At 45.8% G+C, this 23,077-nt stretch carries 21 protein-coding genes; 5 read left to right on the forward strand and 16 right to left on the reverse strand.

Annotated elements, in window-relative coordinates:
* Positions 1 to 3 precede the first annotated feature (3 nt).
* Both ftsZ and lpxC read left to right on the forward strand, forming a co-directional pair.
* Entirely contained in the window at positions 4 to 1,167 is a 1,164-nt protein-coding gene (gene ftsZ, locus ACO1PK_RS08870) for a cell division protein FtsZ (protein WP_423185286.1), read from the forward strand.
* Positions 1,168 to 1,311: 144 nt separating this feature from the next.
* Complete coding sequence (gene lpxC, locus ACO1PK_RS08875) at positions 1,312 to 2,223, forward strand: UDP-3-O-acyl-N-acetylglucosamine deacetylase (RefSeq protein ID WP_423185287.1); 912 nt, start codon at positions 1,312 to 1,314, stop codon at positions 2,221 to 2,223.
* Positions 2,224 to 2,344: 121 nt separating this feature from the next.
* Here lpxC and ACO1PK_RS08880 read toward each other — a convergent pair whose 3' ends face one another.
* Entirely contained in the window at positions 2,345 to 2,794 is a 450-nt protein-coding gene (locus ACO1PK_RS08880; RefSeq protein ID WP_423185288.1) for a DUF721 domain-containing protein, read from the reverse strand.
* 273 nt (positions 2,795 to 3,067) lie between these two features.
* Between ACO1PK_RS08880 and secA the strand changes: the two genes are divergently transcribed.
* Together secA and mutT are read left to right on the forward strand one after the other, a co-directional pair.
* Positions 3,068 to 5,788 carry a preprotein translocase subunit SecA gene (gene secA, locus ACO1PK_RS08885; protein ID WP_423185289.1) on the forward strand — a complete coding sequence of 907 codons (2,721 nt, stop codon included), beginning with the start codon at positions 3,068 to 3,070 and terminating at the stop codon, positions 5,786 to 5,788.
* Positions 5,772 to 6,188, forward strand: coding sequence for an 8-oxo-dGTP diphosphatase MutT (mutT, locus tag ACO1PK_RS08890; RefSeq protein ID WP_423185290.1), 417 nt, complete (start codon positions 5,772 to 5,774; stop codon positions 6,186 to 6,188). Before secA ends, mutT begins: the two co-directional genes overlap by 17 nt.
* A gap of 16 nt (positions 6,189 to 6,204) precedes the next feature.
* Here the strand turns inward: mutT and yacG are convergent, their stop codons facing one another.
* From yacG to ACO1PK_RS08960, 14 genes are all read right to left on the reverse strand, one after another.
* Entirely contained in the window at positions 6,205 to 6,438 is a 234-nt protein-coding gene (gene yacG / locus ACO1PK_RS08895) for a DNA gyrase inhibitor YacG (protein WP_423185291.1), read from the reverse strand.
* A gap of 98 nt (positions 6,439 to 6,536) precedes the next feature.
* Positions 6,537 to 7,286: a cell division protein ZapD gene (zapD, locus tag ACO1PK_RS08900; protein WP_423185292.1), complete on the reverse strand. Its 750-nt coding sequence runs from the start codon at positions 7,284 to 7,286 to the stop codon at positions 6,537 to 6,539.
* Between the two features lie 5 nt (positions 7,287 to 7,291).
* Positions 7,292 to 7,921 (reverse strand): dephospho-CoA kinase, encoded by a 630-nt coding sequence (coaE, locus tag ACO1PK_RS08905; protein WP_423185293.1) that lies wholly within the window; start codon positions 7,919 to 7,921, stop codon positions 7,292 to 7,294.
* On the reverse strand, positions 7,918 to 8,796 hold the full coding sequence (locus ACO1PK_RS08910) for a prepilin peptidase (protein ID WP_423185294.1): 879 nt from the start codon (positions 8,794 to 8,796) through the stop codon (positions 7,918 to 7,920). Before ACO1PK_RS08910 ends, coaE begins: the two co-directional genes overlap by 4 nt.
* A complete protein-coding gene (locus tag ACO1PK_RS08915; RefSeq protein ID WP_423185295.1) occupies positions 8,793 to 10,025 on the reverse strand; it encodes a type II secretion system F family protein in 1,233 nt (410 codons plus the stop codon). The genes ACO1PK_RS08910 and ACO1PK_RS08915 overlap by 4 nt, the downstream gene beginning before the upstream one ends.
* A 6-nt stretch (positions 10,026 to 10,031) precedes the next feature.
* The gene (gene pilB / locus ACO1PK_RS08920) at positions 10,032 to 11,732 is read right to left on the reverse strand and encodes a type IV-A pilus assembly ATPase PilB (protein ID WP_423185296.1); all 1,701 of its coding nucleotides are present in this window, start codon (positions 11,730 to 11,732) and stop codon (positions 10,032 to 10,034) included.
* A gap of 127 nt (positions 11,733 to 11,859) precedes the next feature.
* Positions 11,860 to 12,276, reverse strand: a complete 417-nt coding sequence (locus ACO1PK_RS08925; protein ID WP_423185297.1) for a type IV pilin protein — start codon at positions 12,274 to 12,276, stop codon at positions 11,860 to 11,862.
* Positions 12,255 to 15,449 carry a pilus assembly protein gene (locus ACO1PK_RS08930; RefSeq protein ID WP_423185298.1) on the reverse strand — a complete coding sequence of 1,065 codons (3,195 nt, stop codon included), beginning with the start codon at positions 15,447 to 15,449 and terminating at the stop codon, positions 12,255 to 12,257. The genes ACO1PK_RS08925 and ACO1PK_RS08930 overlap by 22 nt, the downstream gene beginning before the upstream one ends.
* A gap of 18 nt (positions 15,450 to 15,467) precedes the next feature.
* The gene (locus ACO1PK_RS08935; protein ID WP_423185299.1) at positions 15,468 to 15,917 is read right to left on the reverse strand and encodes a pilus assembly PilX family protein; all 450 of its coding nucleotides are present in this window, start codon (positions 15,915 to 15,917) and stop codon (positions 15,468 to 15,470) included.
* Positions 15,914 to 17,089 (reverse strand): PilW family protein, encoded by a 1,176-nt coding sequence (locus tag ACO1PK_RS08940; RefSeq protein WP_423185300.1) that lies wholly within the window; start codon positions 17,087 to 17,089, stop codon positions 15,914 to 15,916. Before ACO1PK_RS08940 ends, ACO1PK_RS08935 begins: the two co-directional genes overlap by 4 nt.
* A gap of 25 nt (positions 17,090 to 17,114) precedes the next feature.
* Positions 17,115 to 17,600: a type IV pilus modification protein PilV gene (pilV, locus tag ACO1PK_RS08945; RefSeq protein WP_423185301.1), complete on the reverse strand. Its 486-nt coding sequence runs from the start codon at positions 17,598 to 17,600 to the stop codon at positions 17,115 to 17,117.
* A complete protein-coding gene (locus tag ACO1PK_RS08950) occupies positions 17,597 to 18,067 on the reverse strand; it encodes a GspH/FimT family pseudopilin (RefSeq protein WP_423185302.1) in 471 nt (156 codons plus the stop codon). Before ACO1PK_RS08950 ends, pilV begins: the two co-directional genes overlap by 4 nt.
* A 182-nt stretch (positions 18,068 to 18,249) precedes the next feature.
* Positions 18,250 to 19,074 carry a substrate-binding periplasmic protein gene (locus ACO1PK_RS08955; protein WP_423185303.1) on the reverse strand — a complete coding sequence of 275 codons (825 nt, stop codon included), beginning with the start codon at positions 19,072 to 19,074 and terminating at the stop codon, positions 18,250 to 18,252.
* A gap of 122 nt (positions 19,075 to 19,196) precedes the next feature.
* Positions 19,197 to 20,144: a carbohydrate kinase family protein gene (locus ACO1PK_RS08960; protein ID WP_423185304.1), complete on the reverse strand. Its 948-nt coding sequence runs from the start codon at positions 20,142 to 20,144 to the stop codon at positions 19,197 to 19,199.
* A gap of 234 nt (positions 20,145 to 20,378) precedes the next feature.
* Between ACO1PK_RS08960 and ACO1PK_RS08965 the strand changes: the two genes are divergently transcribed.
* Positions 20,379 to 22,304 (forward strand): alpha-amylase family glycosyl hydrolase, encoded by a 1,926-nt coding sequence (locus ACO1PK_RS08965; protein WP_423185305.1) that lies wholly within the window; start codon positions 20,379 to 20,381, stop codon positions 22,302 to 22,304.
* Between the two features lie 86 nt (positions 22,305 to 22,390).
* Here the strand turns inward: ACO1PK_RS08965 and ACO1PK_RS08970 are convergent, their stop codons facing one another.
* Complete coding sequence (locus tag ACO1PK_RS08970) at positions 22,391 to 22,987, reverse strand: hypothetical protein (protein WP_423185306.1); 597 nt, start codon at positions 22,985 to 22,987, stop codon at positions 22,391 to 22,393.
* Positions 22,988 to 23,077: the final 90 nt, after the last annotated feature.

Below are 23,077 nucleotides of genomic sequence, written 5' to 3' on the forward strand. Positions count from 1 at the left end.
GCTATGTTTGAGTTAATGGAAAACCACAGCGAAGAAGCTGTCATTAAAGTAATAGGGGTTGGCGGCGGCGGCGGTAATGCTGTTGAATATATGGTTGCCAGCAATATTGAAGGGGTAGAATTTGTAGCTGCCAATACGGATGCGCAAGCGTTGCGTAATTCTTCTGCGAATGTGACCTTACAGTTGGGTGCCAGCGTCACTAAAGGCTTAGGTGCTGGCGCAAATCCAGATATTGGTCGCCGCTCAGCTGAGGAAGATCGCGAAACCATCAAGAAAACCCTACAAGGTGCGGATATGATTTTCATCGCTGCAGGTATGGGCGGTGGCACGGGTACAGGCGCAGCACCTATCGTGGCTGAAGTGGCCAGAGAATTGGGTATTCTAACGGTTGCCGTGGTGACCAAGCCTTTCCCATTTGAAGGGAAAAAGCGTACAGCTTATGCGGATGAAGGGATTTTAGAGTTAAGTAAGCATGTTGATTCTTTAATTACTATTCCTAACGATAAGCTATTAAAAGTATTAGGAAAAGGCACCAGCTTGCTGGATGCGTTTAAAGCCGCTAATAACGTCTTATTGGGTGCCGTGCAGGGCATTGCAGAATTAATTACCCGTCCGGGCCTAATTAATGTGGATTTTGCTGACGTTCGCACCGTAATGTCAGAAATGGGCACTGCGATGATGGGTACTGGCCGTGCTAGTGGTCCAGATCGTGCTGAAGAAGCGGCAGAACAAGCCATTTCTAGCCCTTTATTAGAAGATATCGATTTATCTGGTGCTAAAGGTATATTGGTGAATATCACCGCGGGCTTAGACATAAGTATCGAAGAGTTTGAAATTGTCGGTAACGCCGTAAAAGCTTTTGCTTCTGAAAATGCCACTGTGGTAGTAGGTGCAGTAATCGACCCAGAAATGCATGATGAGCTGCGGGTTACCGTAGTTGCCACGGGCATTGGCGCGGATCGTCGTCCAGATATTAGTCTGGTGCCAACTCACCGTGCTGAACCTGTAACGACAAGTTATGTCCAACATGGTAATGCGGCTAGACAGACTGCGCCCGCTGTTGCGGCTCAGCGCGAAGAGTTACCACAAACTAAGCCTCAGGCAGAAGTAAAAGGTGGTATTGATATTTTCGATATACCGGCATTTTTACGTAAACAAGCTGACTAAGTGCGGCCGCTTGGCGGCTGCGCTTTACTGAGCAAATAGCAGACAGGGTTCATTCGCTGTTAAGCTTTCATTTGGCATATTTATTGTCATATGCTATGCTGCGCGCCCGTTTATGATTGCTTACTAATTGAGCAGGAAAAACTTATGATTAAACAACGTACCATCAACCACACAGTCAGTACCGTCGGTGTTGGGTTACACAAAGGTGAAAAGGTTACGCTCACTCTCCGGCCTGCACCTGACAATACGGGTATCGTATTTCGACGTGTTGACCTCACCCCAGTAGTTGACTTCAAAATCACCCCTTCGCTAGTGGGTGATACGGTGATGTGTACCTGTTTAATTAATGAGCAAGGTGTGCGTTTGTCAACCACAGAGCACTTAATGGCGGCTATCGCGGGCCTGGGTATTGATAACTTAATTATTGATGTCGATTCCGCTGAAATCCCTATTATGGATGGTAGTGCCAATCCTTTTGTTTACCTGTTGCTCGAAGCCGGTATTGCAGAACAGCGTTTGGCGAAAAAGTTTATTCGCATCAAACGTGCAGTGCGGGTTGAAGACGGTGATAAATGGGCTGAATTTAAACCTTATAATGGTTTTAAATTGGATTTTGCCATCAGTTTCAATCATCCTGTGATTGCCGAGACCACTCAGCATATTGTTATGGAATTTTCTGCGGCGAGTTTTATTAAAGAAATTAGCCGCGCTCGTACTTTTGGCTTCCTGCACGAAGTTGAATTTTTACGGGCTAACAATTTGGCGCTAGGTGGCAGCATGGATAATGCCGTAGTATTAGATGAATATCGCGTGCTAAACCAAGACGGTTTACGTTACGAAGATGAATTTATCAAACATAAAATTCTGGATGCCATTGGCGATCTCTACATGGCGGGCTACAGCATCTTGGGTGAGTTTTGTTCCTACAAAACAGGCCATGCCTTAAACAATCAGCTATTAGCTGCTGTTTTAGCCAACCAAGAAAATTGGGAATTTGTGACTTTTGAAGATAAAGCCGAGTTGCCTATTTCTTTTCTTGCCCCGCAATTAGCCTAATCCATACTTTAAAAAAAGCCGCTATGCGGCTTTTTTTATACTCGACACTTAGCTAGCTCTCGCTATCCAGCGGGTGCTGTTACCAAACCAAAGTTATCCACAGCACTCCGGTTCGGTATGGTTATTTAAGTAAACGTTGTAACGCTTGTTGTACTGAGCCATTCGTTAGCTTAGCCGCTTGCTGTAATTTCGCTCTACTCGCTTCACTCATACTGGCAATATAAGGTGTTGTCGGTACTTCTTGCACTAGCAATGGCATATTTTGGCCATTAGGGGAGACCTCAATGTCAATCCCTGCTAAATCAGGCAAGATTTTTCTGCGGAAATTGTCTAGAATGGCATCGCGTTGCATTTTCAGGCGGGTCGCCCAGGCGGCAGAGCTGCACAAAATCACCGCACGGCCTTCTTTTATGGTGGCAACCTGACAAAAAGTCAGTTGCGATAATTGCAAGATCTGGCATAGTTCGGCATTAAGTTGACTCACTTGTTGATGCTGTCGTTGCACTTTTGCCAACGGGCTTTGGCCAAACAGCTTAGCTAAATCTTCCGGTTTGTGGCTGTAACGTTTCATCAGCAGGTAACCTGTTTTGATTAAGATGATGGCGGCAAGAGTGTAGCAGTTTTTCAAGCGGGGCAGTAGCATCACCCCTTGAAACTCTGATAAAACAGCACCATATCTTGTTTACTTTTGCCAGTGCCTGACGTTAAGGACAGGCCATACTTTAGCGACAAGAACGCCTGGTTAAACCCGCTGCAGCTTCAGATGGTAGGGTTTTACAATTACTATAAATACTGGCATCGCCAGGGCTGCATAGCAGTTTTAACTTAGAATGGTATCTGGATAATGTTTGGAAACTTTTTCGCCAAATTAATTGGTAGCCGTAATGACCGTTTCTTAAAAAAATTAAAAAAGCAGGTCTTAAAAATCAATGCTCTAGAAGCTGAATACGAAAAGCTGAGTGATGAACAATTAAAAAATAAAACCAGCGAGTTTAAACAGCGGGTACAAGCCGGATCAAGCTTGGATGATTTGTTGCCTGAAGCCTTTGCTACTGTGCGTGAAGCGAGTAAACGCGTATTCGCTATGCGACATTTCGATGTGCAATTATTGGGCGGTATGGTTTTGCATCAAGGCAAAATCTCGGAGATGCGAACGGGTGAAGGTAAAACCTTAACCGCAACTTTACCTGCTTACTTAAATGCCTTAAGCGGAAAATCGGTGCATGTTATTACCGTAAACGATTACCTCGCCAAGCGTGACGCCCAAACCAATGAACCATTATTTAGCTTTTTAGGTTTGACGGTAGGGGTGAATATCCCGGGGCTAGCGCATCAAGAAAAACAACAAGCTTACGCTGCTGATATCACCTATGGCACGAATAACGAATTCGGTTTTGATTATCTGCGCGATAATATGGCCTTTTCGCCACAAGATCGGGTACAGCGAGATCTAGCTTATGCCATTATCGATGAAGTTGACTCTATTTTAATTGATGAAGCGCGTACGCCGTTAATTATTTCTGGTCCGGCGGAAGACAGTTCTGAGCTGTATAAACAAATTAACATCCTAGTGCCTGAACTTATCAAACAAGAGAAAGAAGATGAAGAAGGCAATCATGGTGATGGCCACTTTACTGTTGACGAAAAGGCACGGCAGGTTTATCTGACCGAGCAAGGTCAAATCAAAGTCGAAGAGATGCTGCGTGAACGCGGTATGATTGGCGAAACTGATACCTTATTCTCTGCAGCCAATATTACCTTGTTACATCATGTCTATGCCGCGCTACGTGCACACCAGTTATTTAAACGTGATGTCGATTATGTAGTGAAAAACGGTGAGATTATCATTGTAGATGAACACACCGGGCGTACCATGGAAGGGCGGCGTTGGTCTGAAGGGTTGCACCAAGCGGTAGAGGCAAAAGAAGGTGTGCGTATTCAGAATGAAAACCAAACCCTTGCGTCTATTACGTTCCAGAACTATTTCCGCTTATACGACAAACTTGCCGGTATGACCGGTACTGCCGACACTGAAGCCTTCGAATTCCAACAAATTTATGGCTTAGAAACCATCGTCGTGCCTACCAATAAGCCGATGGTGCGCCAGGATCTGGCAGACTTGGTTTATCTGACAGCCGAAGATAAATACAACGCTATTATCGAAGATATCAAAACAGCTCGCGATGCTGGCAGACCGGTACTGGTGGGGACGGCCTCGATTGAAAGCTCAGAGTATTTATCAACTATTCTGAATAAAGCCAAAATTAATCATCAGGTACTGAACGCTAAATTCCACGCGAACGAAGCGCAAATTATTGCCGATGCTGGTAGACCAGGTACAGTGACAATTGCAACCAATATGGCGGGTCGTGGTACTGACATCGTATTGGGTGGTAGTTTGCAATCTGAACTAAAAGCCTTAGGCGCCGCAGTTGATGATGCTACTATCGCCGCCGCAAAAGCCGACTGGCAACAACGCCATGACGCTGTTATCGCCGCCGGTGGCTTGCATATCATTGGTACTGAGCGACATGAATCACGTCGTATTGACAATCAGTTACGGGGTCGAGCCGGTCGTCAGGGCGATCCGGGTATTTCCCGTTTTTATCTGTCGCTTGACGATGCCTTAATGCGGATCTTTGCCTCTGACAGAATGGCAGGCATGATGCGTCGCTTAGGTATGGCGCCCGGTGAAGCCATTGAGCACCCTTGGGTAAGCCGGGCTATTGAAAATGCCCAGCGCAAGGTAGAGGCGCGTAACTTTGATATTCGTAAACAGTTGCTAGAATTTGATGATGTTGCCAATGACCAGCGTAAAGTTATTTATGAGCAACGCAATGACTTACTAGACGCTACTGATATCAGTGAAACCATTCAAGCCATTCGTGAAGATGTAGTAGAAAATGTGATCAGCAACTATATCCCGCCACAGTCTTTAGATGAAATGTGGGATATTCCCGGCTTAGAGCAAAGACTGCAGGCAGACTTTGGGGTAGAGCTGCCCATCGCGCAGTGGTTAAAAGACGATTCTAAACTGTTTGAAGAAAAACTACGTGAACGTATTCAGCAAGAGATTGCCGCATCTTACGTGCTAAAAGAACAAATGGTTGGGGCAGCTGTGCTGCGTCAGTTCGAAAAAGCCATCATGCTGCAGAGCTTAGATACCCACTGGAAAGAGCATTTAGCTGCGATGGATCATTTGCGCCAAGGTATCAATTTACGTGGTTATGCGCAAAAGAACCCGAAACAGGAATATAAGCGCGAAGCCTTTGAGTTGTTCTCCACCATGTTGGATAACTTAAAACTGGACGTGATTGGTGTCTTGAGCCGAGTTCAGGTAAGAGCGGCAGAAGATGTAGAAGCGGTAGAAGAGCAGCGTCGTAAAGCAGATAACGTACCGCTTGATTTCCAGCATGCTGAGGCTGAGCAGATTGGCGGTGAATTACCACCCGGTGTGCATAATAACGCGCCAGTGCTACGTGATGGGGTAAAAGTAGGGCGTAACGATCCTTGCCCTTGTGGCTCAGGCAAAAAATATAAGCACTGCCATGGCCAGCTTACCTAAGTCAACATTGCATGTTGCAGTCGGGGTTATTCTACGCCAGCAGCAAGTGCTGTTGGCGTTAAGAAATGCCGCTCAACATCAGGGCGGTAAGTGGGAGTTCCCTGGTGGTAAGGTAGAAGCTGCTGAAACGGTGGAAGCTGCACTAAAGCGCGAGTTACAGGAAGAGCTGGCGATCACAGTCACTGCCTGCGAACCCTTTATGCAGCTCAGTTACGATTATCCTGAACGCACCGTGTTGCTGGACATTTGGTTAGTTACTGACTTTAATGGCGAGCCAACAGGCGTGGAAGGCCAACCCTTGCAGTGGGCAGATATTGCGAGTTTGCATCACTTAACCTTTCCAGAAGCTAACCAAGCGATAGTGGCGCGATTACAGCAAGCTTTCTCTGTGCCGACTTAGTGATTAAAGAGCTGCTTTACTCTTTAAAAAACTGGTTGTCCTGCTGCAGCATATCCTGCTCAAGTTCGGCCAGATATTCTTCTGATAACTGCTGATCGATAGGCAGTTTATCTGGGATGCGGTGATTCTCTGCCGCCCAATCGCCCAAATCAATCAATTTGCAGCGCTCGCTACAAAAGGGACGAAAAATTGATTCTGGTGCCCAAATCACAGGCTTCTCGCAGGTCGGGCATTTTACAGTTGTTGACACAAACAGCTCCATTCACTTTCGTGCTATATCATTGCTAAGTGCAATTGTAACAGATTCATGGTTTAGGTGGGCAGCGAGTATAAAGCTTGTTGCGTCGATTAACAGCAAGCCAGTTGAAAGTTGACGGCTTCGGCACAGGCGCTACGGCCTTCTTGCTCAGATAGTTGCATAAAACGAATAGCATAGCGATAACGGTTACCGCTTACGGTAGGGAAAGAACAGCAGCTATGTAAATATTTTATTCGCAATAATTCATACTGCTCAGCACTTTGCTGATAAAATCCCGATTCTGTTTGAATTTCAGAGAATTGTCCACGTTCCCGAATAAAGTTCAGCACAAATTCAATAGCCTGTTTGGCGAGTTGTAATTGATTTAACCAATCTCTTTTTTGTTGTTGTTGCTCGTCATCCGGTAAGCCTAACCAATATTGCAGCTGCGGCATATCGAAATAACAACAACCACCTGGCATAGCAAAACGCTGCCGTAATGGTGCTAGAAATTTATCCTCTTTCAGCTGACTAACCAGTTTACCACTGCGCAGTAATTCCGTTTGCAAACGCAAAGCTTGTTGCAGCATCAGTTGTAGTTTCTTGTCAGACACTGAAGGGTGTTTAGACCAAACCACTAACTGGCTTTCACAGCGTTCAGTATCTTTAATCAAATCAGGGCGCACATCGTTGCGATCTAAGACATCAATTAATGCGAATAAGGTACTAAAAAAACTAAGCTGTTGTGCATGTTGGCTTGAAGTTTGTAAGGCAGATAATTGTGCAAAAAGATGCTCTATTCGCAAATAGGTGCGAATTTTTTCACTTAACGGGTGTTCGTAGATAATTTCTGCAGTCATCACTGCTATTTGTGTCTTATTTTTTGACTAAGTTCAAGATATTTTTCATGTAACTGCTGAATTTGTGGCAGAAGATCACTAGGTTGGCCGTTATTGTCTATCACATCATCCGCTAGTGCTAACCGTTGTTCTCGACTAAATTGCGCTAACATAATAGCGTTAATTTGCGCTGCACTATTACTATCGCGGAGCATTGCTCGTTGCAGTTGGGTTTCTGTCGTTACATCGACCACCAATACCCGTTGCACCAGTTTATTTAAGCCATTCTCTAGTAACAAGGGTGCTACTAAGAGTGTATAGGGGGTTTGGCTAGCGGCCAGTTGCGCTATCATTGCTTGTCGGATAGCGGGATGAAGTAAAGCCTCCAGCCATTGTTTAGCTGCGGCATCCTGAAAAATCCGTTGCCGCAGCGCAGCTCGGTTTAGCTGACCATCTTGTTGTAAAAAGTCGTGACCAAATTGTGCAACAATAGCAGCTAAACAAGCTGTGCCAGGAGCTACAACTTCACGTGCGACTATGTCAGCATCGACATAACTGGCACCGAGTTCATGAAATCTTGCCACGACCGTACTTTTACCACTGCCAATACCACCGGTTAGACCAATTAGTAAACTCGGCGTATCGATGCCTGTCATAAACCCAAATAACCTAGATAAACCGCAGTAATAGCCTCACCAAATAGCATGGCAATCCAACCAGCTGCGGCGATATAAGGACCAAAGGGGATAGGTGTGGCTTTATCTTTACCTTGAATGGTCAGTAAAGTAGCGCCAATAATGGCACCGACTAACGAGGAGAGTAAAATAATTAAAGGCAGTTGCTGCCAACCCAGTAAGGCACCAAAGATGGCTAATAACTTAAAGTCGCCATAGCCCATGCCTTCTTTACCGGTGAGTAATTTAAAGGCCCAGTAGACCACCCACAAACTGAGATAGCCCGCCGCTGCGCCTAGTATAGCTTCTGCAGGGCTAACAAAAGCCGCATCCGACAAACTGAAGATTAACACTAACCAGAGTAAGGGCAAGGTTAACTGATCAGGAAGCAACATTTTATCAATATCAATAAAGCTTAATGCCACTAAGCCCCAAGTCAAAAAAAGTAACATCGCTGTTATTAGCGTAGGCCCATATTGCCAGGCAATCACCGCAGAAAGCACTGCAGTCAGCAATTCGACGGCAGGGTAACGGACACTGATCGGAGCTTGGCAATGCCGACAGCGACCTTTAAGCACTAACCAGCTTAACAGCGGAATATTGTCGTAGGCCGCTATTGGGGTGTGACAGCTGGGGCAAGCCGAGCGTGGCACCGCTAAATTAAAGGTGGCTAAAGGTTTAGCTGATGCTGCAGTTTGAAAATACTCACTAAATTCAGCTTGCCATTCCCGCTCCATCATAATCGGCAGGCGATAAATCAATACGTTTAAAAAACTGCCGACAATCAGGCTGACTAAGGCAGTCAAACTGATAAATAACCAAGGGTTTTGTTGTAAAGCGCTAAGTAAATCCATCATCCAACAATATTTCCTAATTGGAAAATTGGCAGGTACATAGCAATAATCAAGCCGCCAATGATCACACCCAATACCGCCATGATCAGTGGCTCGAGTAAGGCCGTTAAGCCATCCACAGCATCATCGACTTCTTGCTCATAAATATTAGCGACTTTTGCTAACATACTATCGAGCGCCCCCGACTCTTCGCCGATCGCCACCATTTGTATGACCATTTCTGGGAAGCGATCGGTTTGTTTCATGGAGAAATGCATCTGGTTACCTGACGACACTTCATCGCGCACATCTAAGATTGCTTTTTTATAAATTTCGTTGCCAGAGGCGCCAGCAGATGATTCTAGGGCTTCAATCAAAGGCACACCAGCCGCAAAGGTGGTAGACAGTGTGCGAGCGTAGCGCGCCACTGCAGCTTTATTTAAGATGTTACCAATTACCGGCGCTTTGAGTAACAGGGCATCGGCAGCGGTGCGAAACTTAAGACTATTGCGATAGGCTTTCGCGGTCATAATTCCAGCGATAACCAGGATCCCTAACACCAACCACCAGTACTGTTGCATCAGTTCGGAGATCCCTAATACAAACAAGGTAAAGGCGGGTAACTCAGCGCCAAAGCTACCAAAAATTTCGGCAAATTGCGGCACCACAAAGATCAACAAAATTGAGGTTACGATGGCGGCAACCACCAAAACGGCCACCGGATAAAACATGGCTTTTTTGATTTTTGATTTCAACGCTTCCGCTTTTTCTTTGTAAATGGCAATTCGATCAAAGATCCTATCTAAGGCTCCCGATTGCTCACCTGATTTCACCAAGTCGCAGTATAAAGTATCAAAGTATTTGGGGTGTTCGCGTAAGGTGTCAGATAGGGGTAAACCAGCTTGAATTTTGACTGAAATTTTTTGCATCAATGCACGTAAGCTTTTGTTATCAGAGCCGTTTGCAATTAAATCAATGGATTGCACCAAAGGCACCCCAGCACCGAGCATAGTGGCAATTTGGCGGGTGACAATTGCAATATCGGCTGCGGTAATGCGTTTTTCATCACCAAACAGTGAACGCGGTTTTTTCTTTACGCCTGAGGGTGTAACCCCTTGTTGGCGTAACAACGCTTTTGCTTCTGCAATACTGGTCGCTTTAATTTCACCTGACTTGCGATCGCCTTTGCGATTGATACCCTTATAGGTAAAGACTTGCAGCTCTTTAATTTTAAATTTTTGCGTCTGCGCCATCTTTTATCATCCTTTAGTTACCCGGTTTACTTCTGCTAGGCTGGTAACACCCGCCGCCGCTTTAATTAAACCCGATTGTCGAAGATTATGAATGCCTTCACGTTGCGCCTGACTGGCAATATCCAGTGAATTACCATTCTCCATAATAATATCAGCCATGCGCTGGCTAATCGGCATCACTTCATAGATACCGACACGTCCCTTGTAACCATTAGTACAATGCTCACAACCAACAGGTTTAAAAATGGTAATCTTATCCAGCTGGTCTTCCCGAAATCCCTGACGTAATAATTCTGCGGCTGGAATATCTTCTTGCACTTTACATTTGGGGCAAAGTCGTCGTGCTAGGCGCTGGGCAATAATCAGTGATACTGAGCTGGCCACGTTATAGGCAGGGACACCCATGTTAAGTAAGCGAGTCAGCGTTTCTGGCGCCGAATTGGTGTGTAAGGTTGATAAGACCAAGTGGCCGGTTTGTGCAGCTTTAATCGCAATTTCTGCCGTTTCTAAATCACGAATTTCCCCCACCATTACCACATCTGGATCTTGCCGCAGAAAGGCTTTTAGGGCCGAAGCAAAGGTTAAACCTGCTCTAGGATTCACTTGAACCTGATTAATCCCGGGTAAGTTAATTTCTACAGGATCTTCAGCCGTGGAGATATTGGTTTCTTCGGTATTTAAAATTGCAATACCGGTATACAGCGACACCGTTTTACCACTACCGGTTGGCCCGGTAACTAATATCATGCCTTGCGGCTGGGCTAACGCATCTAAATAACGTTGTTTTTGCTCTGGCTCGTATCCCAAAACATCGATTCCGAGCATCGCGCTATCAGAATCAAGGATCCGCATTACAATCTTTTCGCCCCACAGGGTAGGTAAGGTGCTTACCCGAAAATCGATAGACTTTTTAGCAGAAATTCGCAGCTTAATCCGACCATCTTGTGGTACCCGTTTTTCTGCAATATCCAATCGTGACATGACTTTTAAACGGGCGGATAAACGTGTCGCCAAGGCAACGGGCGGGCTTGCCACCTCAGTGAGAATACCATCGATACGAAAACGAATACGGTATTGCTTTTCATAAGGCTCAAAATGCAAATCCGAAGCGCCTTTGCGAATCGCATCTAATAAAATTTTATTAATAAAAGTGATAATGGGCTGATCTTCTTTATCAGCCTGAACCGCTTCGGTTTCCTCGGTATTGTCTTCCACCACGCCCATGGCAGACAAATCCCAATCACCTTCGCCGCCACCGATACTGTCGTAAGCATTTTCAAACAGTTTATCGAGGAGTTTGTGCAGTTTGTCATATTGCACCACAACAATTTCGGCGTTCAAGCCGGCATTAAATTCAAAGTCTTCAATCGCCGCTATATTAGTCGGATCGACCACCGCCAAATGCATGGTTCTGCCACGTTTAGACAGCGGCAGCATATCGCTTTTACGGGTAAGTTTTTCATTGCGCAACTCATCAGGGATGGTCGCCAAATTAAAATAATCCAGATCGAGCATCAGGTGCTGACTGATACTGGCGGCGGTTTCTGCCAAGGCCTGAGCGGAAATCAATTTTTCATTAATCAATAGCTCCGGTAGGGTGCGATATTGGCGTCCCTTTTCATTTATTAAGCGTAAAGCCTTGTCACCATCAATAAAATTTTGCTGGATGAGTCTTTTAAGCAGAGTAGAGTTACTATTAACCGCCATACTGGCTATTTATCCCAGACTAATACTGAATTGAGAAGATTAACTGATTATGCCAGTATCCCTTATATATTCAAGGTTTACTGGCGCAATTTGAAATCAGTTCAGCATGTTAAGTATAACTTATCAGTTACCAGCAGCCGGTTTTTGCGGCTGTTTTGGCACCGCTGCGTGTTAGTGTCAGATCGCCACAGCTATCCTTTGCTTGCGCACCGGTTGGTTTTGCCAACAATTCGTAATTTTGGTTAGTCACATTACCCTTAAAGCTAATAGTGTAATGCGCTGCCCCTGAACGTGGTGACTGACTAAAGGGTAAGGTCGGTGCTTTGTTATTCACTAAATAACTCATATTGGCGGTAAATTGCCGTTCCAGCCATTGCGACAGCTCAGTTAAATCGGCTTGCGCGGCGGCACGACGACTTTTTAACACATATTCATTATAACTAGGGTAGGCAATACTGGCCAAAATACCAATAATGGCCACTGTTATCATCATCTCAATTAAGGTAAAACCACGTAAAAACTTCATCTGTCTATTTCTCGCCATAGCTGTCGGCCTTTAATCACCTGTTGTTGTTCGTCTTGCTCACCAATAAGCACAATTTCATTGTCATCAGGCAAATAGGTGCAGTTTTCTGTGCAGTTAGGATCGGATAGCGTGCCACCTTTGGGTACTTCAATAAAAATTGGCGTTCTCGGAATGCCCTCGACCGGTTTACTAGGTGGATTTGTGGTCGAGGTGCGACTGCCACGGAGTAAATTGAGTTCGGTCATATAGCCTTGGCCACCGCCACTACAAGGCGTATTATCGGGTTTGTAACTGCCAAAGATAACACTTTGGCGGCGAATTGCCGCATTGGCTAACACTCGCTCTCCGCCTGGTAACTGCACGCGCCAACCTACTTTACCATTATCCATTGCACCAGTGGTTAAACTGCGACTGCTGAAGCCCGAAAGTTGGTGTTTTATAAGATGACTATCGTTATAGGGGGTAACACTGGGCAGCGCAAATTTATCATGAAACGCATAAACAAATTCTGCCGCCGTGGAAGTACGACTACCCGTTGTCATTAATTCACCTGTCCCAAATACCACCATAACACCGCCATCAGGATGACTTGCTGTGACTGGCGCAACTACTAAGGGTCTATTGTTCTCAGCAGTAAAGAGATGTTGACTTTCTGCTACACCATTAATGGCTGCAGTATTTAGAGCAAAACGCCATAACTTGCCGTTAAAGTCGCCTATATAGATAAAGTCAGGTTTGCCATTGCGGGTTAAATCTAGCTTACCCGGCGAACCAAACCCTTGGCCGTCTTGCTCAAAGTGTTTTAGCAGCTTCCCTTCATTTAAATCAATGACTAATAACGCAGACTTATTAAGCTGGCTATTATAGCCATTACCAATAATCAGTGCGGTTTTGCCATCGTATTCGCTGATAAGCGGTTGGCTGCCGGTAAACCCTAATCGGCCACCGAAAGCGCTGTTACCTGACGCTTCCCAAAGTATATTATTAGGTACAAAGTTATTCGGATTGCTAACGTCTAACGCAAATACCGACTTCACCCCAGTACCCCCAGTACCGGTTAACAACACTTTGCCATTTGCTTCATGGTAAGCCAATTGGCCATCCAGCATAAATTCACCGGCATAGTTAGCTGCGCTATAACGCAGATACTTTGGCAGGACCGCACCAGGAATATAGGCAAACAGCTCTTCCCCAGTATTGGCATTAAAACCATGTAACATGCCATCATTAGCCATAATGTAGAGCATGGCAGGTCGGTTTGATCCGGCAGGAACATAAAGTGGTGTGCTATTAACAATATGCCCTAGCAGACCCACCCGCTCACGGAATTTACCGCTGCCAGCACCTTCGTTACTCTGATCACCACGAAGATAATTTAGGCGTAAATTGGCTTGATCATCCGTCTCGCCTCTCGCTTTTAAAAGGTTACGAACGCCGCTTGGCACCGAATTGGCTTTAAAAATAAAACGTTCGCCATTATAGCTCGCAAAAATATTTCGGTTAGCATGGCCTTTGGCTGTTAACTTAGTCGCTGCTCGCCAAGCGGGCTTGGCTTTATCACGGGTGCCGCCTTTAAGATTTAGCGCCAGTAAATCGCCACTCCAATTAATGGTATTTAGCTCAGACTGAAAAACTTTAGTATCGGTGCTAAGTTCAGTCGAGGTGCTGGCTAGGCCAGAAGAGGTGATGCTATCTCTAACAATACTTTGAAAAATAGTATCCAAGGCCATAAGTAAGGCTTCTTCGTTAGTCGCATTATAAGCCAACTCTGTACCACCGGCTTTGGCTAGGTAATCTAAAGGGTTGTTAGTAGTGAAACCTTCTACGCCATTAAAAATATTAGCAATACCAGGAGGCATGGCAAAACCAACAATATAGGTTTTTACGGGGCCTCCTAGTGTAGCTGAGGCTCCTGTTGAGTTATAAAAACTTTGTATTGCTACTCGAGCATTTTGCATCGCTTGTACAGGATTAGTTCCATATGGTGAGCCATTAGGGGCTACCGAAGGTAAACCATTAGTTACCCATACCGCTGCATTAATACCACAGCTTTGTGGGATGGTTAGATTACCCGTATTCCCTTGGTCTGATTTGAAATAAGTTGTGTTATTTAAGAAATAATCTCTAGCAGTATAAATAGCCCCTTCAATAGGGTTTAAACCTGCTGAAATGAGCGGCCAATTTGGATCAATCATCGGATTGCCTGAGCCATTCCAATTAATACGTTGCGGCTCCAGCTTCTTAAGCAGGTTATTATAGTGGTTGGTATCTATGCCAACTATTCTACCTGAATCATCTTTTCTTATGCCTCCTATCGGGACGTGCAAAAAGCCTAGTCCAGGCGACATCGTTGAACGCCATTCATTCTGATAAAGTGGCAGATAATTCAGATATTGCCCGAAGCTGGTAATACCTCTCTGGCGCATACTATCTACAAGATAGATGTTGCCATTAAAAGTTTGATTCCCATAGACTAAATTATTACTAGAGTTTCGTGTTAGGTTGTCATAGCAGGTACTAGGAAAAGAAGCTCCTTGGTCATTTGATTCGTTACTAGTGACACAAAACTCTGTAAAGTCTGATCTCTCATAACCGGGGATAGCACTGTTATAGAAGAAATATTGTGAACTTGCGTATGGATGCCGATCACGATATCGTTTATCAGCTGCATTCCATGGTCCGTCGTGATCCTTGTAATAATCTGGCAACGCTCTTCGATCGAGTCTGACATCAATTGGGCGATGATAAAGTCGCCACAATGCTGTTCCGCGTTTTCTCGCTGTTGGAAACACTGAATTAAACTCTTCATTTGCAGGATATTGCTGGTAGCTTAATAAACCAATATTTACTTTCCCAGTAACACCATAGTCCTGAATGATACGTTTTGACACTCGTTTGACGGCGCTCGCTTTACTAAATGGACTTCTTGCACCAGCTATACAGGTGGAATTGGCTAAGTCTTGCATTGTCGGGCCAGGTGTACAGTTTGCCCAATCTATAGCTACACGGCCATCTAAACCTTCTTGCATACTTTCTGAAGTATCAGGAATGAGTAAGATATTTGGCGTCGCGTTGATAGTAAGGATTTGCGACGTCTCTGCTAGCTTGACGGTGTCATTAGCTAGCGTATTAAGGCTATAACAGCCCGTCAGTGCGAGTGCAAGAATAAGCGGTTTAATGCGAAAAGACATAGCTAAATTCCATCTTAGTTAAAGGGCCACAATGGATTGCAAAACAACTTGAGTTTCGGCGCGTGCGCCAAAGCCAATAGCGGTAACGCGGATACGCGAGGTGTTGTTGCTACTGTCAAAATCTAATTCTTCAGTAAGGACTTGCGGTTGTGCTGCCAAACCATGGCCAGTAGGCATAGTGACGGTAATAAAATTGGCTCTTAAATTGCGCCAATTATCTATTGGCGGTGTGGGGCCTATGGGTAGTAACACAAAGCCAGCATTAGTGCGGCGTAATTGTTCGCCACGACGCAACGCCGCCTCAGCTGCTTGAAAGGCCAGTTGGTAGTCATACTGATTAGCGGTCATTTGTTCTTGCAGAATGCTGCCACGCATACTGCTAAGCGCTAAAACGGTAATAATTAGCAGCATAATGATTGAAATCAACAAGGCTGCGCCGGTTTGCTGGCGTGTTGCTATCGCCTTCATAACGTCTGATTCCTTATGGCAGTGGTTGAGCTAAGCACTAAACGCGCCCGTCGATCGGCTGGCGTCACCAAGGTAGTGCCATTTACCGTGAGGCTTTGGCTTTGACTGGCGGGCAGCACATTATCATTACTGCGCAGTAGCAAACTGATATGCACACTTACCACATCCTGCCAATTGCTTACCGCGTTGGCGCTAACATAGTTGCTCACGGTGCGTGTGCTGGCATTATTGTGCAGGCCATAGCTAATTTGCATAGCTTCGACCCCTGCAATAATTTCTTCTAAGGCACTTTGTTGATTGTTGGTGCCAAAGGTCTGCATAAACAGCGCTGGCTCACCGTTAGCATTATTGGCAATAAAAAAGGCACGCTGTTCAATGATGGTCAGACTAATGTCATCACCCACTTCATACCGGTTACAAAAGCCAACTACGCTAGGAATAGTTCCAGTTCCAGTTCCTGTTCCAGTTCCTGTTCCTGTTCCAGTTCGGTTAAAGCTATTGTCTTTATTTAAAGTAATGAGGCCACTGTTTGCTGTAACAGTGCTGACAAACAGATCTCCACTTTGGCAGCCATCTTCAAGGAAAATTAAGCTGTTATTTGGAATGATACCATTCTGTCGTATTTGCACTTCGTTGCCTGCTTGGCCAATACCGCCTAAGCAAAGACTATTGTTACCAAGAGTGCCTGCAGACGAAGGCCCCGTCACTCTCACTTGCTGGGTATTACGATGCTGTAATACCAAAATATCGGAGCCCGATAAGGTGGTGTTCGGGATGGGCGCTACCGGATTGGTGGCAAAATTGCGCGTGCCGGGCAGGGTATAGCTATTACCGCGTTGGGTGCCTGTATGTTCATAACCACGGATGCCGACATTAAGTCTTAGCATGCCGCTCATGCTATTGGCTGCGCCCCAGTCGACCCAATCGCCTATCATGCTTTCGGGCGCACAGCTACCAAACCCTGTTTCCCTTAGATTGCGCTCTATGATTTCTAAAGCAAACAAGCTTTTATCGTTTAATAAGGCAAGTTCATTGTTTAATCTTTGTGTTTGGGCACTGCTTAAATACACTTGGGTAACGGCCAAAATAATCAAAGAGCCCAGGGCGAGCGCAATCATCAACTCAACTAGGGTAAACGCCAGATAGCGCCGTTTGGGAGAGAAACTAGGCATATGAATTCCGTTCATCTGAATATCGTTATAATTGGCTGGTCAGATTAAATTGGTTAGTACGAGCGGCCGTATTCGCATTGGCAGCACGATCAAACCAACTTATGCTAATGCGAATTTGCTGATTATTAATAGCGACCAGTGCAGAACCATCAGGCAGGCTACACGCAATTTGCTGTAACCAAAGTGTTTTATCTTGTTCAGCAGCACTGCCGGTTAGATTAGGGGCCGTACAATTCGGTTGGGTTTGGGCAATGGCGTATTGCCCAACATTGTTACTATTAGCGCGAATCCGTTCCAAATAGTCATTGGCCAACTGGGTGGCTTGTTGAAAATACTGCGCATCGGCTGAGGTTCTTAAAGCTTGGGTTTGCAGGGCTGCGACGCCAAGTAAGCCCAGGGTTAAAATCAAAACTGAAATTAATACCTCTAATAGGCTTAACCCTTGTTGCTGGCGTACAGTTCGTCGGGTTAAATGAGGCTTGCTGCGTTTAGTTTTATGACTAAAGCTCATTGACAGGCTCCTCTGCGTAATAGCGGATGGCCCAAAGCCGAAATGTCGATTAAGCTGGCGCTATTCCCTGTACAAGGTTTAGGTTGAAATCTTACGGTGACATTGGCTGCCGCGGGTGTTACGCGGCGGCCGCGGCCATTAAAGGCCATGATCGTAAAGGTGTTGCCGCTAAGCTGGCTGGTATCAGACAATTCGCGCAGGGCCGTCGCGGCTGTACAACTCGAACCACTGTGCACACACCAACCGTTATTGTGTGGCCTAATTGAAATGGCGACATTTTGTCTTACCGCCTCGGTGCGGGCATATTGCACACTTTGGAAAAACAGTTGGGCTTGGGTGCTACTGCGATGGCTTTGCAATAGCTGGTTAAAGCCGGGTACAGCAATAGTGGACACTATCACTAACAACGCGACTGTCACCAACATTTCAACTAAAGTAATACCTTTGTTGGTTTTAGCTAATACCATGCCGTCATCCATAACAAATTCGTAATCTCTATTAATTTATTCGCGCATATTTTATGCTTATTTTAAGAAATAACAAGTTATGGTTTATTACAGCAATGATATGTAAAAAAAAAGGGCTGCTGGCGCAACCCTTTTTGGTCTGTGTACTCTTTCTTGCTAAATCTAAGTTAAATCACGCAAGATCAAAGCTGATAACGCTGTAAAATCTCCGCTAAGCTGCCATTTTGTTTTAAGCGATTAATCGCGTTATTTAGTTCAAGCAATTGTGCTTCGCTAACGCTGGCTTTGCTAAGCATAAGGTGGACGTCTGAAGCCGGTAAACTTAGGTTATGCGGCACAATTTGTTGTTCTAAACCTTTTCTACGTAACATGGCGGTAGCCACAAAGTTATCTTCCAGCACCGCGCTAATATCCTCATCCAGTAAACGGACGATATTTAACTCGGCAATTTGCGCGTTAACAAAGGCTTCCGGCATGCTGCCATATAAGGAATCAATTTCTGCGCCATAATAGTAATCACTGACCAGACCAATTTTATGGCCAGCTGCCAGTAAGGTGGGTATGTCTGTAAAAGCTAATTCATTATCGGCACGGGTATACAAGACAAATTGTTCTTGGCGATAAGGCTCAGAAAACCAAGCAAACTGTGCGCGTTCAGCACTGCGCGAAGCGCCAGGCAATAAATCAATCTCACCAGACTGTAGCTTGGCCAGCAGGGTTGTCCAAGCATCTTGCTGTAATTGCAGTTCACACTGCATTTCTGTCGCCAGGCTTTGTAATATTTCGATATCCATCCCCATAGCCGTTTGTCCCTGGCCAAGATAATGGTAAGGTTCCCATGCATCAAAGCCAACTTTAAGCACGCAGTCTGTGTTTGCTAAGGGTAGAGGCTCTGCAGCAGCTTGCGGTTCAGGTACAGGCTGTTGCGATGCAGGTTTACAGGCGGTAAGTAGCATGTTTAAGCTAAAAAAACAGGTTAGTAGCAGTATTAAAGGAACACTACGCATGGCAAAACTCCTTTCACTTACGGTACTTAACAAGTGTAGTTCCAAATCAGTGATTTGCCATTTTTCTTTCTAAGAAAGCCGCTATGCGCTGTCACAGCGGCCTGATATTGCGCATTGTGCTATTAACTCGCTTCCCATTCATAGCGGGTTGGAAGCGCAGTAAAGGCGCCAAAGTGTTGGCAGGTTAAGGAGCCAGCATGAATGGCTTTGCTAATAATTTGCTGCTGTAGACCACGGCTTTCGAGAATATTGGAAAGTGGGCTATGCACTAACAACTGACTTAACTGATACAGCCAAGCACCAACAAAAGCATCACCTGCGGCAGTGGTATCCACCACTTTCACCGGCGACACTGGCACTTCCATGCTCTCACCCGCAATGTAACTGGTTACTGCTTTGCTGCCTGCGGTAATCACAATCCAGCTGGCAGACAGTTGTAACTGTTTTAACCATGTCGTCGCAGATTGGCCAGCTGCCAAATAGCTGAGTTCGTCGTCACTCAGTTTTACCAGATCCGCCAGTGCTAGCAAACGCTGCACTAAATGCCGGTCTGCCTGTCCTTCTGCCCATAAATTATGGCGTAAATTGGCATCAACCGAGATTAACCAGCCGCGCGCTTTGGCTTCTTTTACCAGCGCAAAGCTGGTTTCCGCGATAGCCGCATCGGTTAAACTGTTGGAACAAAGGTGCAAAATCGCAGTTTGACGCCAAAAATCAGCTGGCAAGTGTGCGGTAGTAAACAGTAAATCAGCTGCTGGTGGCCGGTAAAATGAAAAACTGCGATCACCTTCGCTATTTAGTGCCACAAAAGCCAGTGCGGTTTTAGCGGCACTGGTTCGCGCGGTAGCACTGCAATCCACACCATAGTGCTCTAGTTCGGTTTGTAAAAAATCGCCAAACATATCCTTGCCGAGCATGCCGACAAAACGACTATGGCCACCTAACTTGGAAATCGCCACGGCAACATTCGCTGGCGCGCCACCGGCAAAGCGCCGAAATTGCGCCGGTTGCTGCGGATCTTGTAAAAAATCAATCAGCACTTCACCAAAACAGCATACTGGAATTGTCATAAAAAGCCTGCTTTTAACCGGGTTAAAACTTGCCTAACTGCGGCATAAGCGGTGACTAGTGTTGCCATCGCTTCTACATCGCAGCTTAAATGTTTAAGAGTAAGTTAGCTGAAGGCTTGACGAGAGTAAAGTCGTTTGCCGGATAAATTGATTATTTTTTAGCTTTTACTTGAAAAATTGCTGAAATAAGGCAAATATAAGCCTGACAAGGTTAGCTTTATTAAGCAGGTTATGATGAAAAAAACATCCCGCGAACTTCTACAAAATCCGCAAGCGCTTCAGGCCGAGTGCGAGATTTTACTTAAACGATACAGCTCGTCACTTAAAGCAAGTGCTAAAAGTCGTTGGCCTCTTTTAGAACAGCGTCTGCAACAGTGTTTACCTCAGTTGTTGCCACTTTATCTTGAGCTTTACGCAGAGCGCTACGACTGTTACTACCATTTAGAACAGCTGTTAAAAAACTTGGCTAAGGCCGTGGCCCAGCGGCCAGATTATCTGTTAGCGGAAGATGAGGCGCCGCAGCAATGGCATAAATCAGCAACGGCCTTAGGCTCAGCTTGCTATGTCGACTTATTTGCCGATGATTTTGCCGGCTTAGCGGCGCGTATTCCGTACTTAAAACAAACCGGCATCAATTATTTGCATTTAATGCCGTTGTTTAAAGCACCTGAACCTAACAGTGATGGCGGCTATGCGGTATCTGATTACCGCAAAACCATGCCGCATTTGGGTAGCATGAGCCAATTGTCTGAACTCATGGCTACATTACATGCCGAGGGGATCCGGCCAGTATTAGATTTTGTGTTTAATCATACCTCCGACGAGCATCGCTGGGCGCTTAAAGCCAAAGCGGGGGATCCACAATATCAAGATTATTATTTCTTCTTTGACGAGCAAGAGCGCGAGCAATATGCGCCTTGGCTGCGCGAAATCTTTCCCGAAATTCGCCGTGGTTGCTTTACCTTTGAACCTGCAGTAGGACGCTGGGTATGGACCACCTTTAATAGTTTTCAGTGGGATCTCAATTACGCCAATCCTGAAGTCTTTAATGCCATGGCTGAAGAAATGCTGTTTTTGGCTAACCAAGGCGCGGCCGTACTACGTTTAGATGCCTTAGCCTTTGTTTGGAAAGAAGCGGGCACTAACTGCGAAAACTTAGCTAAAGCCCATACGCTGATTCAAGCGTTTAATGCGGTGGCGCGTATTGCCGCACCCGCCTTACAGTTTAAATCGGAGGCCATTGTTCATCCTGACGAAGTGGTAAAATATATCGCGCCAGGAGAATGCCAGCTCTCTTACAACCCGCTGTTAATGGCGTTATTGTGGAATAGCCTCGCTACCCGAAAAACACGGTTGTTAACCGAATCCTTGCAACGACGCTTTGCCATAGATCCGCATTGCAGCTGGGTAAACTATATTCGTTGTCACGATGATATTGGTTGGACTTTTGACGACAACGTGGCCTGGCAATTGGGGATTAACCCAGATCATCACCGGCAGTTTTTAAACCAATTTTACACTGGCCAGTTTGCTGGTAGTTTCGCGACTGGCGTACCCTTCCAGCAAAATCCGGTGACAGGCGATTGCCGTGTAGCAGGAATGCTGGCATCGCTGACGGGGGTAGAGCAAGCGTTACAAAAAGATAACCCCCAATACTTGGTAAATGCACTGGCTCGCATTTACTTGCTTAATAGCGTGATTTTGAGTATTGGTGGCTTGCCGTTGCTGTATATGGGCGACGAGTTAGGTTTACTTAATGACTATAATTATCAGCAAGATCCTGCCAAGAAAGATGATAGCCGTTGGGTCAATCGGGTGAAGGTAACGGCAGCGCAGCTCGCGAGTGCCAGCGATAAAAGCAGTTTGTCTGGCAAAATTTACAGTCAATTACAGCAGTTGATTGCGGTGCGCAGCCGTTTAGACGCGCTAGGCAGTGGTAGCACGGAAATTCTGCAAACCGGTAATCCGCATTTATTTGCTTATCGTCGCCAGCTCGACCAGCAAAGCGTGTTATGTGTGGTTAACTTTAGTGAAGTTACTCAGGCCTTTAGCTCTTTGCCAGCCAGCCAATGGCAAGACGCGCTCACTGATACTGCTTATCAGGCACCAAACTTAATGTTGCAACCTTATCAGGTGCTTTGGTTAACGCCCGTCAGCTAAGCTGGCGTTAACACATACGCTGACAGCGCGGTAGCGCGCTGGTCAGTGCCTCAATACTTTTATTCGCAAGACTGTTATTCGCAAGGTTAAGGTTGCTGGCCAACCGCCTGCCAACCTGCAGCCGCCTTTTCTTGGCAAATTGGATTACCTTCATCCGCTAAGGATTGCGCAAAAAACCACTCTTTAAAAACCTGCCACTCGGTATTGATCGGGGTTTGACACTGTCCATTGGCTTGCTCGGCAAACAGATCCGCGCTGCACTGCGGAGTCTCAGGCAACACACCGTGATAAGCATAGGCATACACAGCTTGGCAATGCTCGGTAAGATAATAACGAAACACCACCAGCCAGCCCTGCTGATAGCGCACAATACTAAAACTGGGTACATTAAACTTAACTGCCGTGCTAATAATTTCTGGGGCAGTAGCCTCGTCTAGCAGTATCATCCCTTGCTCAGTCCGTTGTCGAATTTGCAGCGGCTCACCACGGCGCCAGGCAAAGCCGTCATAGGGTGTGGTTGCGGCCACTTGCATTAGCGCCTCTAAGCCACGTTTATTGGCATTTACTTCTTGGCGAATAGTGCGCTCAATTTGTTCGGCTTCGCTGGGGCCTTTAAAGGCATCGCAGGCGGGTAACAGCATAATGGCAAGGAGTAAGCTGCAGGATTTGATAAATGGGTGCATGTTTATGTCCGTTTCTACACAGTTAAAATCTCGCTTGATAGCGGCTGCCTAATTTACCATAAAAAAGCCCCGCAGCGCGGGGCGAATAGT

It is taken from the genome of Alishewanella sp. d11 (assembly GCF_049390205.1).
Taxonomy (GTDB): domain Bacteria; phylum Pseudomonadota; class Gammaproteobacteria; order Enterobacterales; family Alteromonadaceae; genus Alishewanella.